This window comes from Paenibacillus sp. FSL R7-0333, from assembly GCF_038000365.1.
Lineage (GTDB): Bacteria > Bacillota > Bacilli > Paenibacillales > Paenibacillaceae > Paenibacillus_AQ > Paenibacillus_AQ silagei.
Genome location: NZ_JBBOBZ010000001.1, coordinates 4,554,284 through 4,568,449, shown reverse-complemented (window position 1 = coordinate 4,568,449; position 14,166 = coordinate 4,554,284). Strand labels below are relative to the sequence as shown.

The following is a 14,166-nucleotide window of genomic DNA, read 5'->3' as shown; positions in this document are numbered from 1 at the left end:
AGGGGGTACCCCTGTATGGGCAAAGCCAGGAAGCCAATCCAAATCGTGATACTATTTCTAATCGTTCTGCTTGGGGGTTATGCCATCAGCTCCTCTGTGTTCGGGGGAGACGGCAAGCCTCAAGAAGGCGGGAAAGCGCCAAATTTTGAATTGCTTGGGCTGGACGGTGCGACCCATACGCTGGAGGAATTTAGAGGGAAGTCGGTTGTCCTGAACTTCTGGGGCTCCTGGTGCGCACCATGCGTGAAGGAAATGCCTGCCCTCCAGGCACAGTGGGAGAAATGGAAGGACCAGGGTGTCGTGGTCTTGGGCGTGAATGTGGGCGAGGATCAGATGACGGTGGACAATTTCGTGAAGCTCGTGGATATTGATTTTCCGGTTGTGATGGATAAGGGACGCGACGCGGTCCGCAGCTACGGGGTCTCCCCGCTGCCCACTACCTTCTTCATTAATACGAAGGGCAGGGTGGACAGCATTCATATCGGCCAGTTGGATCTGAACTCGCTTGACGAGCAAATCGGGAAGCTGGTGGGACCATGAGTAAGCATGAGCCGCTGATCAGCAACACCAAATGCGAATGCGGTCACCAGAATCCTGTAGGAACGGTTCTCTGTGAAGCCTGCGGCAAGCCGCTGGATGAGAAGGAAGAGAACGCTTCGGGGAACCTGGAGATGCGCTACGATGGGGTGGCCCGCCGTTCACAGCGGGTAAGCCCGGGAGTGATCGACAAGGTCTGGAACTTTTTTTCCTCCGTCAAAATAGCCATCTACCTGATTGTGCTGACGCTGCTGGGTGCGATGCTCGGTACGATATTTCCGCAAGAGAGCACCTTTCTGAATATTGACGCTTCAACCTATTATGAACAAACGTATGGAACAGCCGGGAATATATATTATAGACTCGGCCTTTCGCATACCTATGAATCCTGGTGGTTCGTGACCTTGTTGGTTATGATCGGAGCTTCTCTGGTCATCTGCAGCCTGGACCGCGTGCTTCCGCTCTACAAGGCACTAACCCGGCAGAAGATCCGCAAGCACCGCCAGTTCCTTACCCGTCAAAAGCTTACGCTGAATACAGCAGTGGAGGGGGAGCCGGAGGAATGGGTGGCACGGATCGTTCAGCCGCTTAAGAAGAAAGGATACCGCGTGCGGACGGAGGGTGGCGCTTTACTGGCCGAGAAACACCGTTTCAGCCGCTGGGGACCTTATGTAATACATATCGGCCTGATTATATTTTTGCTTGCTGTGCTTGCCAGGGGATTGCCGGGTCTGAATATGGATCAGCATCTTGCCTTTCCGCAGGGAGAGACAGTAAAGATACCGGACACCAGCATGTACCTGAAGAACGAGAAATTCACGGTAGAATTCTATAGTGAAGAAGAGATGCCCGAGGAATTCCGGGGCAAGAAGGTTCTCCCTAAGCTCTATGAGACGAAGGCGGTTCTATATGAATGTACGGCAGACTGCAGCGATCCCTCCAAGGAGCCTCAGCTTGCGGAAGTGGCCAGACACGACATTCAGGTGAATTCTCCGCTAAGCTACCAAGGAATGAAAGCGTATCAGTTTGACTATGACCTTACGCCTGTGCTGCGTTCCGTGCAGCCTGATCTGGTCAATGCTTCAACCGGCGAGAGCTACGGCAAGTTCAGACTGGATATGAAGAATCCGCAGCGCAGCTTCAAGGCCGGACCGTACACGCTTGAACTGAAGGAGAAGTATATGGATTTCGGATTGAATGAGGAAGGCCGTCCGGTCTCCACCTCCCCTTATCCGAACGCTCCGGCGTTTCTCTTCCTGATCCGTGGTCCGGATCTGCCAGCAGAGGGGCAGCAATATTTCTATTTCCCGAAGCAGGTGGACAAGGAGCGCTTCCAGCAGGAGGCCATCAACGACAAGCTTGGAGGCGGCACACGGTTTCTGGAGCTTGAGGTGGGCAGTATGACGGATGTGGATTTCTCGGAATCCACCACCTATCTCAATATACGTGTGGACCGGGCCATGCCGTTCGTCTGGATTGGTGCGGGTATTGTCATGCTGGGGCTGATTCTCGGCTTCTACTGGCAGCACAGACGCATCTGGCTGATCGTTGAGGATGGACAGCTGGTGCTTGGAGGCCACACGAACAAGAACTGGTTCGGCTTCCGCCGTGAGCTCGTTTCTATTCTGGAGCAGATAGACATGACAGTCGATGACAAATCATTGGACAACGGAGGAGGCATGGCATGAACTTGCTCGATTTCAGCAGTGACGTCTTTATAGCCGCATTTTTCTTATACAGCGGTGCCTTCATGTTGTTCACCATTGCTATTATGGGCCGCAAATGGTCGGGCAGGAAGCCGGAGGAGCATACTGCACGGTGGGGCCGGATTGCTTTTATCACCTCCTCACTCGGGCTGCTCTGCCATCTGGCTTACTTCATTACCCGCTGGATGGGGGCCGGTCATATTCCGGTAAGTAACATGTACGAGTTCATGACCTTCCTATCGATGATGGTGATGGTTGCCTTTACAGTCATCTTCGCCATCTACCGCAAGATGATTCTCGGGGTATTCGCGGTTCCGATCTCCATTGTTGTAATGGCTTATGCAGCGGTATTTCCGCAGGAAGTGCAGCCGCTTATCCCTTCGCTGAAGTCGATCTATCTGAATATTCATGTCACGCTCGCTGCGCTCGGGGAGTCCTTCTTCGCGGTGGGCTTTGCCGCAGGGCTGATGTACCTGCTGCGGACAGTGAAGTTTGACAGTAAGGAACGCAGTGACCGCAAGCAGCAGCGGCTGGTCGAATTTACTCTGTTCTCGATCATTGTTATAATTGGATTTCTTGGATCTGTATTTGCCTTCCGCGGCGCGGGCTATGAATCTGTTTTTGTCCGTTCGAACGTTACGATTGACAGCCCCGGGCAGGAAGATAGTACAATAGAGAAAGTGAGTTATAAAATGCCGCCGATTGTGGCACCGTACCATAGCGAAATTGAGAGCTTCCAGCCGTTTCTTGGACTTCAGAAGCCTTTGTTTCAAGCACCATCCTGGATGAATGGCGTCAATGCAGGGCGCAAGTTCAACACTGTGATCTGGTCACTGCTGTCCGGACTGCTCCTGTACGGGCTTCTTCGGCTGGCTGTGCGTAAGCCGCTTGGGAAGGCCCTTCATCCGGTACTTGATGGAATTGATGAGAATGACCTGGATGAGATTACCTACAGGGCAATCGCCATCGGGTTCCCGATTTTCACACTGGGGGCTTTGATTTTTGCAATGATATGGGCCGAGGTGGCTTGGGGCAGATTTTGGGGATGGGACCCCAAGGAAGTCTGGGCTCTCGTCACCTGGCTGTTCTACAGTGCGTATCTCCATTTGCGGCTGGCCCGCGGCTGGCAGGGACGCAAATCCGCTTGGCTCGCTGTACTCGGCTTTCTAATCGTAATGTTTACCCTGGTTGGCGTTAACCTGGTTATCGCCGGACTTCATTCATATGCGGGAACGGACTGATAAGCTCAGGCTTCTTTCGGGCATGCGTATGATGCAGGGTGACGTTCTACTGTAATTGATGAAGGGGTTGTTGTGTAAATGGCTGAGCACTTGAATAGAATTCTGGTGGTGGATGACGAAGAACGTATCCGCCGCCTGCTCAAAATGTATCTTGAAAAAGAAGGCTACGAGATTGATGAGGCAGAGGACGGGGAAATTGCCCTGCGCAAAGCAACCGCGAATGACTACGGTCTGATTCTGCTGGATGTGATGCTGCCGGGTATTGACGGGATTGAAGTGCTGACCCGGCTCAGAGGGGTGAAATCCACACCGGTCCTGATGCTTACCGCTAAGGGTGAGGAGATCAACCGGGTTCAGGGCTTTGAGATGGGGGCAGACGATTATGTCGTCAAGCCATTCAGTCCGCGCGAGGTGATCTACCGGGTCAAGGCGATCATGCGCCGTTCTTCCGCAACGGCATTTTTGTCCAAAGAGAGTAATTCAAGCAACAATATCGTGTTCCCGTTCCTGATTATTGAGCATGATGCACACCGCGTAAGCGCAGGGGGCCAAGAGGTAAGTCTGACGCCCAAGGAATACGAGCTGCTGCATTATCTGGCCATCTCACCGGACAAGGTATTCTCGCGTGAGGAGCTGCTGAAGGATGTATGGAATTACGAGTTCTTCGGAGATCTGCGCACCGTGGATACCCATGTCAAGCGTCTGCGTGAAAAACTGAATAAGGTATCCCCGGAATCGGCAGCGATGATTACAACGGTATGGGGAGTAGGCTATAAGCTAGAGGTGCCTAAATAAGTGAACTTCTGGAGAAGCCTTGTCGGTAAGCTGTGGATCACGATCATCTTTCTGGTTGCTGTCGTGCTCATTACACTCGGGCTGTTCCTGCTGCCTTACATCGACAGTAATTTCACCAATTCCGGGGCAATCAAGCGCTTGTTCATGTATACATGCATGATCGGGTTCTCTCTGACCACCTTCTTTGCCCTGTTCCTGTTCACGAAGATCACCCAGCCGATGCAGCAGGTTATTGAGGCAGCGAATGACATCCGCCGCGGCGAGTATGGAACAAGACTGACCCTAGTCACAAGCGATGAGATCGGCCAGCTCGCCACATCGTTTAACCACATGGCGGAAGAGCTGGAAGAGAATATACGCAGTCTGAATAATGAAAAAGGGCATTTATCCAGTGTTCTGCGCAGCATGAGCGATGCGGTAATCACCTTCGATATCGAAGGCCGGATCATCCTCACCAATCCGCATGGCCAGACCCTCCTCGAAACGTGGAGTGATCTTGCCTGGGAGGAGGAAGAGGATAACGGACTCGTTCCGAAGGCCTCCGCTTCCAGTGAGGTGCCGCCGCCGCTGCGTCCGCTGTTCTTCAGCACCCTTGAGGGCGGGGGCGATCAACGCTCCAATGTCCATGTCCGGCAGGGGGTATGGTCGGTGCACATGGCACCGCTCTATTCCGAAGATCATCTGCGCGGAGCTGTTGCCGTTCTGCGGGATGTGACCGAAGAGGTACGTCTGGAGAAGATGCGGCGTGATTTCGTGGCCAATGTATCCCATGAGATCCGCACCCCGCTATCCATGATGCAGGGCTACAGTGAAGCACTATTAGACGGAATGGCTTCCTCCCCGGAGGAGAGCAGTGAGCTGGTTCAGGTCATTCACGATGAATCCTTGCGTATGGGCCGTCTGGTGAAGGATCTGCTGGACCTGGCGCGCATGGAAGCAGGACATACGGATATGCTGAAGTCCAGGGTGGATGTGGGAGAATTGCTGGAGCGGGTATACCGCAAGTTCTCCGTCAGAGCCAAGGAGCGGGATATCATGCTGGAGCTTAAGAGGCCTGAACAGGAGCTACTGCTGGAGGCAGCCGATGAAGACAAGCTGGAGCAGGTGCTGACCAATCTGCTGGATAATGCCTTCCGCCATACCCCGGCTGACCGGAGAATCTCTATTCTGGCAGGCACAGTAGTGCTGGAGGGCAGGAGTCTGGTGGAGATCGCGATCAGAGACCAGGGGGCCGGCATTAACCCCGAGGATCTGCCGTTTATCTTCGAACGCTTCTACAAAGCGGATAAAGCGCGCCTGCGCGGAGAGTCGGGCGGTACGGGGCTGGGGCTGGCGATCGTGAAGAATATCGTCGAATCGCATCATGGCAGCATTTACGCCTTCAGCAAGCTAGGAGAAGGCACCACATTTACCCTGCGGCTTCCTGTCGAAAAACAGTAAACCAAGACCGTGCATGACAGCGCCTCTGAGAGCAGAGGTGCTTTTTGTTGAAATCAGCACATTAATATTGTTCATCGTGAAACATATATTTCAAGCTAAGGCTTGCAGGAGGCTGGGCATTATGATCTTATCCTTGGACCAAGGTACTACCAGCTCACGGGCAATTCTCTTTGATGCAGAGGCGGAAGTGATCTCGCAGGGGCAATATGAGATCCGGCAATCCTTTCCCCGCCCGGGCTGGGTGGAGCATGACCCGGAGCAGATCTGGGAGAGCCAGCTTGGCGCAGCCAGAGATGCCATTGCAGCAAGCTCCGTACCGGCTGATCACATCACGGCAATCGGCATTACCAACCAGCGGGAGACTGCACTTATCTGGGATAAAATTACAGGCGAACCGATCTATCCGGCAATTGTCTGGCAGGACCGGCGGACAGCAGACCAATGTGAGGAGCTGAAATCGCAGGGGATGGCCGGAGTCATTGCGGACAAGACGGGGCTTGTCATCGACGCGTATTTCTCGGCGACCAAGCTGGCATGGATTCTGGACCATGTACCGGGAGCAAGAGAGCGTGCGGGCAAGGGAGAGCTCCTGGCGGGAACGGTAGACACCTGGCTGATCTGGAAGCTGACCGGGGGTGCGGTACACGCTACAGATGTTACTAATGCTTCAAGAACGATGATGTATAACCTGCATAAGCGCGAGTGGGATGAAGAGCTGATGGACACGCTGCGTATTCCGCCGTCCATTCTGCCGGAGGTGAGGATGTCGGGCGGAGATTTCGGTGTCTGTGACCAGCAGTGGTTCGGTCTGGAGATTCCTATCCGGTCGGTGCTGGGGGACCAGCAGGCAGCGCTCTTTGGTCATACCTGCCTGGAGGCAGGCAGTGCCAAGAACACCTATGGAACAGGCTGCTTCATCCTTATGAATACAGGCACTGAAGCTGTGGCATCCAGTCATGGCCTATTGACCACGGTAGCCTGGGGTATGGGCGATGAGCTCTATTATGCGCTGGAGGGCAGTGTCTTCGTGGCTGGAGCGGCTGTGCAGTGGCTGCAGGAGGGGCTAGGGCTGATCGTCGCGCCCGCCGACTCGGAAGAGAAGGCCAGCGAGGTGGACGAGAGTGAAGGAGTTGTGGTGGTGCCGGCCTTTACCGGCCTGGGTGCGCCTTACTGGGATATGTATGCGCGGGGCGCCATATTCGGCTTGACGCGGGGCACCACCTCCGCACATCTGGTACGGGCGACGCTGGAATCACTGGCCTTCCAGTCCCGCGATGTCATCGACGCGATGCAGAAGGATGCCGGCATGCCGCTCACCGGCCTGAGGGTAGACGGCGGTGCGGTGCGCAACAATCTGCTGATGCAGTTCCAAGCCGATATTCTGGGCAGCGAAGTGACACGTACAACCTACGCGGAGACTACAGCACTTGGCGCTGCGCTGCTAGCCGGACTTACCTCCGGGGTATGGACCCGTGAGCAGCTGGAGAGCTTCAATACGGCCGAGAAGGTCTTCTCGCCGCAGATGGAGCCGGAGGAGCGGGAACGCAGATACGGTGCCTGGCAGGATGCTGTGTCGCGCACGATGGGCTGGGAGAAGCATGAGGGCAAGCACGAAGGCAGATTTTAGAGCGGAGTAGAGGCATTAAGAACAGAAACGGCCCGCAGGCAGAAACTCTGCTGCGGGCCGTTTGCTTACTCTGAAACAGAAGTGAACGGTAAGATTAGTACTCCATTACAAATGCGACATTCTGCCATCCGGCGCCCACGGTCCAGAACAGAACTTTGTCTCCGCGTTCAAGCTGCCCGGTAGTGACGGCTCTGTGAAGGGCAATGAACGGGCTGCTGGTCGAGGTATAGCCGAACTCATCGCCTATGTAGACTGCGGCCTCAGGGTTAATGCCGGTTTTGCCGGAGACGGCCTGGATGTTCGGAAGAGACAGCTGTGAGAAGCAGGCAGCCTTGACCGATTCAGGGGCAATCCCGTTGTTGCTCAGCAGAGTGTTGATTGATTCGGAAGCGGCATCCACACAGATGGAATCATCGAATGGAATGAACTTCACATTGAACTCTCCTGCGGCAACACCGGTGCGTCCGAGCTTAGCCAGGCCTTCTGCCGGGAACAGAGAGTTGCCGTACACACAGGTGTCTGTCTGGTAGATAGAGTCAATGAAGCCGACCGAATGCTCATCGCGCTCCAGAATAACAGCGGCAGCGGCATCACCGAAGTTCGCGTAATACACCGGATCATTTTTGTCCGCATGCGGTGCCACGTAATCGGAGCCGATGACCAGGGCGCGGCGGATTCTCGGGTTCGCCATCATCTGGCGGCTGACCTGCTCAACCGAGGCGGTCATTCCGGCACAGTTGGCATTGCTGTCAATACAGATGGTATGCGAAGCCCCGTTAATCAGGCGGTGAATCATCAATGAGTTCGTAGGAAATATATATTCAGGGGTCTGGCTTGCATAAGCGATCAGGTCAATGTCAGGGCCGGTAAGACCGGTCTTCTCCAGAACATTACTTGCGGCTTCAAAAGCCATTGTCAGGGAATTCTCATCCGGGCTGTCGATGCTGTAGCGGTTTTCACGGCCTAGAGTAGCCAGCAGTCCACGGATATCAATACCTTTATCGTCAAAATGCTGTATGAAAAAGTCATTGCCGATTCTTTTGTCTGGATGGTAGATATCAATGTCCTTAATGCGAATCCCCGCCATAGTACAGACCTCCTAAAGTTTTGTTAGCTATACTTCTCACGAATCTGCTTCTTACAAAACTCTCTTCCGGCATTAGCAGTCGGTTTAATGAATGAACCTGTGCGTTTCAAGCGGCTGATTTAGGTTTAATTTGTATTTATTAAGCTTGTACGGTTGAAGTGATCTCCAGATTCTCAAGTCCTGCTTTGCGGCCCAGGCGTGCCAGCTGCATTTTGAGGATCGGGTTATTTTCCAGGGTAAGACTCACTTTCTGGAAGCCGTCAGCCTTGAACATGATGAAGCAGCCTTCAAGCAGCGGTACAACATCAGGAGCTGTTACATTCAGCTTGCGGCAGTCGATCTCTAGTGCATATTCAGCAGGGCTGATCGGGTTAATAGTCTGCTGGTAAGCCTGTATAGATTTGAGCCCGTCCTCGTTAGAGAAGGTTCCCTCCAGCTCAATATTGATTACTTTCTTCGCAGTATCTGTCTTCAAAATAAATTGTCCCATGTTGATCTCTCCCTAAGTGTAATTTCCAATACCTCCAAAACGTTATTCCTGCGACTCTATTCGACAAAACCGCAATTTGATTTGGGATATTTTGCCTTCATTATAACCAGATCATACTGAAACGTGCAATCAAAAGTCGAAATTTGTAGATTTATGAAGATTTTTCTTTGATCTCCTCCAGGGTATCCAGCAGCACATTAAAGGCCGAAATCACCCGGGGGGCACCGACGCAAGGCGTCAGATGCAGCAGCACACCCTTGATCTGCTCGACGGTCATGCCAACGCGGAGCGCCATTACATAATGAACCCCCAGCTGTTCATATTGTCCCATCGTAATCAGCGACGAGATCACCGCGATCTCCTTCCAGTCAGAGCCAATCGTGGTCCGCTGAAAAATATCGCCATAGGCATTGCCCATGATATATTCGGCTAATTCCGGAAAATGCTCTTTGATCGGAGCCAGGGCCTTGGCCCCATAATCTCCTGAGAGATCAGTGAAATGATCGAGTCCGCTGTTCATGTTCTTGTTCACGATATGTCCTCCTGATAGTAGGTTAAAAAAGGTGTGCGGATACGGCTTCCTTACGTAAGATCCAGCGTGCGGTGGGCCGTAGGAGGCATTTCATCACGGTCAGTCAGCAGCTCAATGACAGCTGCCTTGTTAAGTGCCACAGCTTCGCGGATTGCGGCAGCGAACTCCTCCTGCGTCTCGCAGCGGAAGCCGGCTGCACCCAGCGATTCGGCGAATTTCACGGCATCCATCGGAACCTCGAAGATCGTACCGTCAATCCGGCCGGTCGTTTTCTCCATACCCTTAAGCGCCATATCCAGCTGCTTATTGTTCACCACAATGAAAATCACCGGAATGTCCTTGCAAACGGCTGTGTTTATTTCAGTTCCGAGCATCATAAAACAGCCGTCACCGGTAATGCAGAAGACTGTCTCTCCGGGAGAAGCCGTCTTGGCGCCGATCGCCATGCCAATTGAATTGCCCATGCAAGCAAAGTAGGCATCGAATATGAAGCTGCCGGGCCTGCGGACATTGAACCATTTCACAGCATTGAACCCGTGGCTGCCGTCATCTACAAAAACGCTGCTGTTGTAAGGAATCAAGTCGCTCATCGTGCTCATTACCGAAGCCAGAGAGAGTCCCGCCAGCACGGGCAACTCGTCATTGTAAGCATTGGAGATTGTGATTTCATGCCTGGTGACCGTAGAGGGGTCCAGCTTCTGAAGATACAGTGCCAGGTTGTCCCTTAAGTCCCCGCCGACAGCGATGGTGGATGAGGACAGTATTTTGCCGACAAAGGTTGGATCTACATCGAACTGGATCAGCTGCTGCGGATGATTCTCCGGCTTCAGGTTGCAGATGGTCATGTCGCTCAGACGAGAGCCCAGAACAATGAACAGGTCGCTGTTGTTCAGCAATTCATCGCCGTGCGAGGAGCCGCCAACGCCGACAGGACCGTGGTAGAGCGGGTGATCATAAGCTATTGCACCTTTGCCGCCTGGAGAGGTGACTACAGGAATGTTGAAGGTTTCGGCCAGCTGAACCAGTTCCTGATGGGCACCTGAGCGGTTGACGCCTTTACCGGCAATGATCAGCGGCCTAGCGGATTGATTAATCGCCGAGATGACCCGGTCATAGTTCTGATAACTGACTAGTCCCTCGCGTTCCGGCAGAACAATCCGGCATTCCGCGAGCCGCTCTGTCTGCACATCAAACGGAATGCAGAGATGGACTGGGCCTTTTTGGTCACCGAGGGCGATGGATAGGGCATGGTTGAAAATCGTGCTGAAGTGATCGCCGCGTTCAACGAGCTTGCTGAAGAGGGTGGCCGGCCGGAACATATCCGCCAAATCAGCCAGGTAGGAAGTGGAATCCTGACATTGGGGAATGCCCAGCTCCTTGATGGACTGATGTCCGGTGATGAAGAGGACGGGAAGATTATTGGCCTTGGCATGCGCTGCTGCGGTGAGCAGATTCGTTCCCCCCGGACCGGAGGTGCCGAAGGCTACCCCGAGACTGCCGGTCTTCAGAGCATAACCGCCGGCGGCGAAGCCGGAGCTGGATTCGTGCCGGCCGGGGATGAACTCTATACCGTAGTCAACCATTTTCAAAGCGATGGGGCAAATAGACTTGCCTATGATTCCAAAAGAATGAGTGACTCCCAGATTGCGTAATGCTTCCGCCATATAATCTGCAACTGTCTTCAGAACATCCACCCCGCAAGTTGTTATTTGTATACGTCAGCAATAGAAAACCTGTACTCACCATTGGAGCACAGGTCTGTTGCACGAATCACCATAATCAAACGCGAAACCTAAGGCGTTCACAGTTTTTCAGCAACCTGGCTGTCATGATCCCACTTCAGAAATGAGACTGTAGATCCATGGCTTTGCGTCATTCCCTTTCGGTGAATTTTGCCGGTATGCGGTTATAAATGAATTTGTGGAGAATTTTCCTTTACAATATATTCCTTGCTCCTCTTTTGTCAATAACCCCTGTGAGAAGAAACTCGGAATTTGGCGAATATTCAGGAGTGAAAATGGCTAAATATTTGGATTTTCAAACTTTTGAAAATGGTTGTCCCTGGAAGACTAAAGTCTTAAAATGCAAATGGCCATTTAGGTTGATTAATGTGGGAAGTGAGCACAAAGACTCATTACATTCCTGATTTACTGCAAAACATTAAGAATTCACTAGATATACAGCATTACAAATTTCGGTGATAGGACTTAAGTAATAGTGATGTGAGATGTTAGCTTATAGACAAGCTATGACAATAGAACGACTATAGTAAAGAAGTGCAAAGCACGGTTTTTACCCTTATGCACAATTTCAACAATTTGTGAATATTACATAACAATCTTTGTTTTGCCCAAAAAAAGAGACACCTCCCGCAGAAAATTCCGCAGGCGTGTCTCTTTGTGCTGAGGTTAAAATTTGAAAATATGAATCGTTTTTTGTAGGTTGAAGACCGCGGAGGTCATCTTCTCTGTCTCCTCAGCTACGGATTGAAGAGCATGAATCTGTTCGTTCATCGCTGCGGATACCTCTTCCGTCCCTGCGGCGGTCTCCTGGGTGATGGCTGAGATATTCTCGATCGCCCCGGAGATCTTGAGCGCGCTCTCCAGCATAAGGTCACTCTCTGCGGAAAAGGAGGCAATCTGCTCGGTTATGTATTGGACACTATGCACAATTTGAGCAAAAATGTTGGCTGTCTCCGTAATCATCTCATTCTGCACCTGGACTACCTCTTCATTGATGGCGATGTTATCGATAGCCTGCTTGATATCCGCTTCGATGCTGCGTACCAGACCGAACACCTCTTTGGTTGAAGCGGTGGATTCCTCGGCCAGCTTGCGGACCTCCTGGGCAACAACGGCGAACCCGCGGCCATGCTCGCCTGCACGGGCGGCTTCAATAGAAGCATTGAGCGACAGCAGATTGGTCTGTTCAGCAATTTCGGTAATCGTCTTGGTAATCATCGTAATGCCTCGTGCGTTATGCGATAGGGCTTCGATAGTATCCGCCACCTTCTGGGTAGCCTGGATGTTCTTGCGCATGCCTTCGGCTTGGGTATCCACCGATTGCCGTCCCTGTTCTACCAATTCCAGCGTATGTACAGATCTTTTATTCATTTCCTTGGTGGAATTCGTATAATTGGAGACTTTGATTTCGATATCCTTGATCGATTCGGTCATATCAGCGATATCCACCGAGATTTCGTTAGCACCGAGAGCCAGTTCATTGGAGGAGGAGGCCACCTGCGCCATGACAAACTTCAGGTTCTGATTCTTGTCTTCAATCCCGCGGCTGGCGTCCATAACCTGACGGGTAATCTGTGAAGCATCGGTGAGGATTTTTTTGAGCTTGTCAATCATGGTGTTGAAGGAGCGGCTGATGTCGCCCATGGAGCCATTCTCGTCGGCACGGCTGGTGAAGTCGCCTTTGGCAATCGTGTGCGTCACATTGGAGATATCCTCAAATGAAGATGTAAGCGTTCTCTCAATGAAGCGCGCAAGCGGGTAAGTCAGCGCTGCCAGGACGGCGACAAGAATAATGCCGATGAGCAGCCTGTCCATGAGGATTAGCGTGATTAAGACAGGGACAGCGAATAAAGCGGCAACCAGGTAACATCCGGTGACGATTTTTTGTTTCAACGGCAGCTTGTTCATCCAGTCCATAATGTAAAGTCCCCCTATAAATAATAATGTGTATTGTAATATTATAGGGGATACTAGTGCATTTGGTCTATTATTAAAAATCGTATAATGCTGCCGCTTCACGCAGAGCCGCAGCAACCGTATCCGCAAGCTCAGGCGGTGCTGTCACCTTGATGCCCTGACCCAGGGACAGGACGATCCGGCACGCAGACTCCGGCGTGTTGAACTCGGCCTCGGCCCTGATCCAGCCCGGGGCCTCAGAAGGCTCCTGGTGCAACAGGGCGACGTATCGCTCCTTCTGCAGCTCCTTCATCGTTTGCTCTCTTACAAGAAGGCTGGAGGGGTACCTGGGCAAGGCAGACTTGAATGCGGCGGTGGAGGTCTCCCAGTACTCAGACAGGTGGAAATCCTCCGGCTGCTCAAAAGACTCATCTGTGACTTTGGCCTCAGTGATTCTGGAGACCCTGTAGGTCCGCAGCTCGCTGTCATGCCCTGCGACCAAGTACCAGACTCCGCGCTTGACTACCAGCCCCAGCGGTGCAACCAGCCGCTCGGCAGTGTCCTCCCCGCGCATATAGGTGATTCTCACCTTGCGGTTCTCCCATAAGGCTCCCTGCAAAGCGGACAGGCAGGGATAGGTCTCCCCGGAAGGATGCCACCCGGCTCCGTCGATGTGAATCCGCTGGCTGAGGAAGCTGAAGGGGGTGACGGGCTGTCTGGTAGCGACGGCTTGCAGCTTGCGGGCCGCCGAGGAGAACTCCTCCTGAATGCCCAAAGCGTGCAGAATCGCCGGATCAGCGGGCACCAGCAGCGCGGCAATCTCCTTGGTGTTCATTCCGGTCAGGGAATTCCTGTAGCCTTCGGCCAGCTTCCAGCCGCCTTCCCGGCCGCGCTCCGCCAGCACGGGGATGCCGGAGAAGCTTAGTGCCTCCATATCCCGGAAGATTGTACGTTCGGATACCTCCAGCGTTTGCGCCAGCTCTTTGGAGCTGATTTTCCCGCGGCTCTGTAAGAGTTGAACGATAGTGATCAGGCGATCCGCTCTCATTCTGCAACCTCCCTTGAATGTATTA

12 protein-coding genes and 1 riboswitch are annotated in these 14,166 nt (G+C 52.9%); of the genes, 6 read left to right on the top strand and 6 right to left on the bottom strand.

What is annotated here, in order from left to right:
• Nucleotides 1–15 precede the first annotated feature (15 nt).
• The 6 genes from resA (at nucleotide 16) to glpK (ending at nucleotide 7,346) form a co-directional block, all read left to right on the top strand.
• Entirely contained in the window at nucleotides 16–540 is a 525-nt protein-coding gene (gene resA / locus MKY86_RS19375; protein WP_076079154.1) for a thiol-disulfide oxidoreductase ResA, read from the top strand.
• On the top strand, nucleotides 537–2,225 hold the full coding sequence (resB, locus tag MKY86_RS19370; protein ID WP_076079155.1) for a cytochrome c biogenesis protein ResB: 1,689 nt from the start codon (nucleotides 537–539) through the stop codon (nucleotides 2,223–2,225). The genes resA and resB overlap by 4 nt, the downstream gene beginning before the upstream one ends.
• Complete coding sequence (ccsA, locus tag MKY86_RS19365; RefSeq protein WP_036727362.1) at nucleotides 2,222–3,484, top strand: cytochrome c biogenesis protein CcsA; 1,263 nt, start codon at nucleotides 2,222–2,224, stop codon at nucleotides 3,482–3,484. Before resB ends, ccsA begins: the two co-directional genes overlap by 4 nt.
• 78 nt (nucleotides 3,485–3,562) lie before the next feature.
• Entirely contained in the window at nucleotides 3,563–4,279 is a 717-nt protein-coding gene (locus MKY86_RS19360) for a response regulator transcription factor (protein ID WP_036727360.1), read from the top strand.
• The gene (locus MKY86_RS19355) at nucleotides 4,280–5,719 is read left to right on the top strand and encodes a HAMP domain-containing sensor histidine kinase (RefSeq protein WP_076079156.1); all 1,440 of its coding nucleotides are present in this window, start codon (nucleotides 4,280–4,282) and stop codon (nucleotides 5,717–5,719) included.
• A 121-nt stretch (nucleotides 5,720–5,840) separates the two neighbouring features.
• On the top strand, nucleotides 5,841–7,346 hold the full coding sequence (glpK, locus tag MKY86_RS19350) for a glycerol kinase GlpK (protein ID WP_076079157.1): 1,506 nt from the start codon (nucleotides 5,841–5,843) through the stop codon (nucleotides 7,344–7,346).
• Nucleotides 7,347–7,440: 94 nt separating this feature from the next.
• Here the strand turns inward: glpK and MKY86_RS19345 are convergent, their stop codons facing one another.
• From MKY86_RS19345 to MKY86_RS19320, 6 genes are all read right to left on the bottom strand, one after another.
• Nucleotides 7,441–8,433: a 3-oxoacyl-[acyl-carrier-protein] synthase III C-terminal domain-containing protein gene (locus tag MKY86_RS19345; RefSeq protein ID WP_036727354.1), complete on the bottom strand. Its 993-nt coding sequence runs from the start codon at nucleotides 8,431–8,433 to the stop codon at nucleotides 7,441–7,443.
• A 139-nt stretch (nucleotides 8,434–8,572) separates the two neighbouring features.
• Nucleotides 8,573–8,923, bottom strand: a complete 351-nt coding sequence (locus MKY86_RS19340) for a hypothetical protein (RefSeq protein WP_036727352.1) — start codon at nucleotides 8,921–8,923, stop codon at nucleotides 8,573–8,575.
• A 151-nt stretch (nucleotides 8,924–9,074) separates the two neighbouring features.
• Nucleotides 9,075–9,455 (bottom strand): carboxymuconolactone decarboxylase family protein, encoded by a 381-nt coding sequence (locus MKY86_RS19335; protein ID WP_051478169.1) that lies wholly within the window; start codon nucleotides 9,453–9,455, stop codon nucleotides 9,075–9,077.
• Between the two features lie 50 nt (nucleotides 9,456–9,505).
• Complete coding sequence (locus MKY86_RS19330; RefSeq protein ID WP_445669903.1) at nucleotides 9,506–11,119, bottom strand: thiamine pyrophosphate-binding protein; 1,614 nt, start codon at nucleotides 11,117–11,119, stop codon at nucleotides 9,506–9,508.
• A 146-nt stretch (nucleotides 11,120–11,265) separates the two neighbouring features.
• Nucleotides 11,266–11,362, bottom strand: a riboswitch (cyclic di-GMP riboswitch).
• 501 nt (nucleotides 11,363–11,863) lie between these two features.
• Nucleotides 11,864–13,114 (bottom strand): methyl-accepting chemotaxis protein, encoded by a 1,251-nt coding sequence (locus tag MKY86_RS19325; protein WP_036727350.1) that lies wholly within the window; start codon nucleotides 13,112–13,114, stop codon nucleotides 11,864–11,866.
• A 73-nt stretch (nucleotides 13,115–13,187) separates the two neighbouring features.
• On the bottom strand, nucleotides 13,188–14,141 hold the full coding sequence (locus tag MKY86_RS19320) for a helix-turn-helix transcriptional regulator (RefSeq protein WP_076079158.1): 954 nt from the start codon (nucleotides 14,139–14,141) through the stop codon (nucleotides 13,188–13,190).
• Nucleotides 14,142–14,166: the final 25 nt, after the last annotated feature.

Excerpts from the sequence above, each read along its gene's own strand:
- MKY86_RS19360 (WP_036727360.1), top strand. The coding sequence starts at position 3,563 with ATGGCTGAGCACTTGAATAGAATTCTGGTGGTGGATGACGAAGAACGT.
- resA (WP_076079154.1), top strand. The coding sequence starts at position 16 with ATGGGCAAAGCCAGGAAGCCAATCCAAATCGTGATACTATTTCTAATC.
- MKY86_RS19340 (WP_036727352.1), bottom strand. The coding sequence starts at position 8,923 with ATGGGACAATTTATTTTGAAGACAGATACTGCGAAGAAAGTAATCAAT.
- MKY86_RS19330 (WP_445669903.1), bottom strand. The coding sequence starts at position 11,119 with ATGGCGGAAGCATTACGCAATCTGGGAGTCACTCATTCTTTTGGAATC.
- ccsA (WP_036727362.1), top strand. The coding sequence starts at position 2,222 with ATGAACTTGCTCGATTTCAGCAGTGACGTCTTTATAGCCGCATTTTTC.
- MKY86_RS19325 (WP_036727350.1), bottom strand. The coding sequence starts at position 13,114 with ATGGACTGGATGAACAAGCTGCCGTTGAAACAAAAAATCGTCACCGGA.
- resB (WP_076079155.1), top strand. The coding sequence starts at position 537 with ATGAGTAAGCATGAGCCGCTGATCAGCAACACCAAATGCGAATGCGGT.
- MKY86_RS19345 (WP_036727354.1), bottom strand. The coding sequence starts at position 8,433 with ATGGCGGGGATTCGCATTAAGGACATTGATATCTACCATCCAGACAAA.
- glpK (WP_076079157.1), top strand. The coding sequence starts at position 5,841 with ATGATCTTATCCTTGGACCAAGGTACTACCAGCTCACGGGCAATTCTC.
- MKY86_RS19320 (WP_076079158.1), bottom strand. The coding sequence starts at position 14,141 with ATGAGAGCGGATCGCCTGATCACTATCGTTCAACTCTTACAGAGCCGC.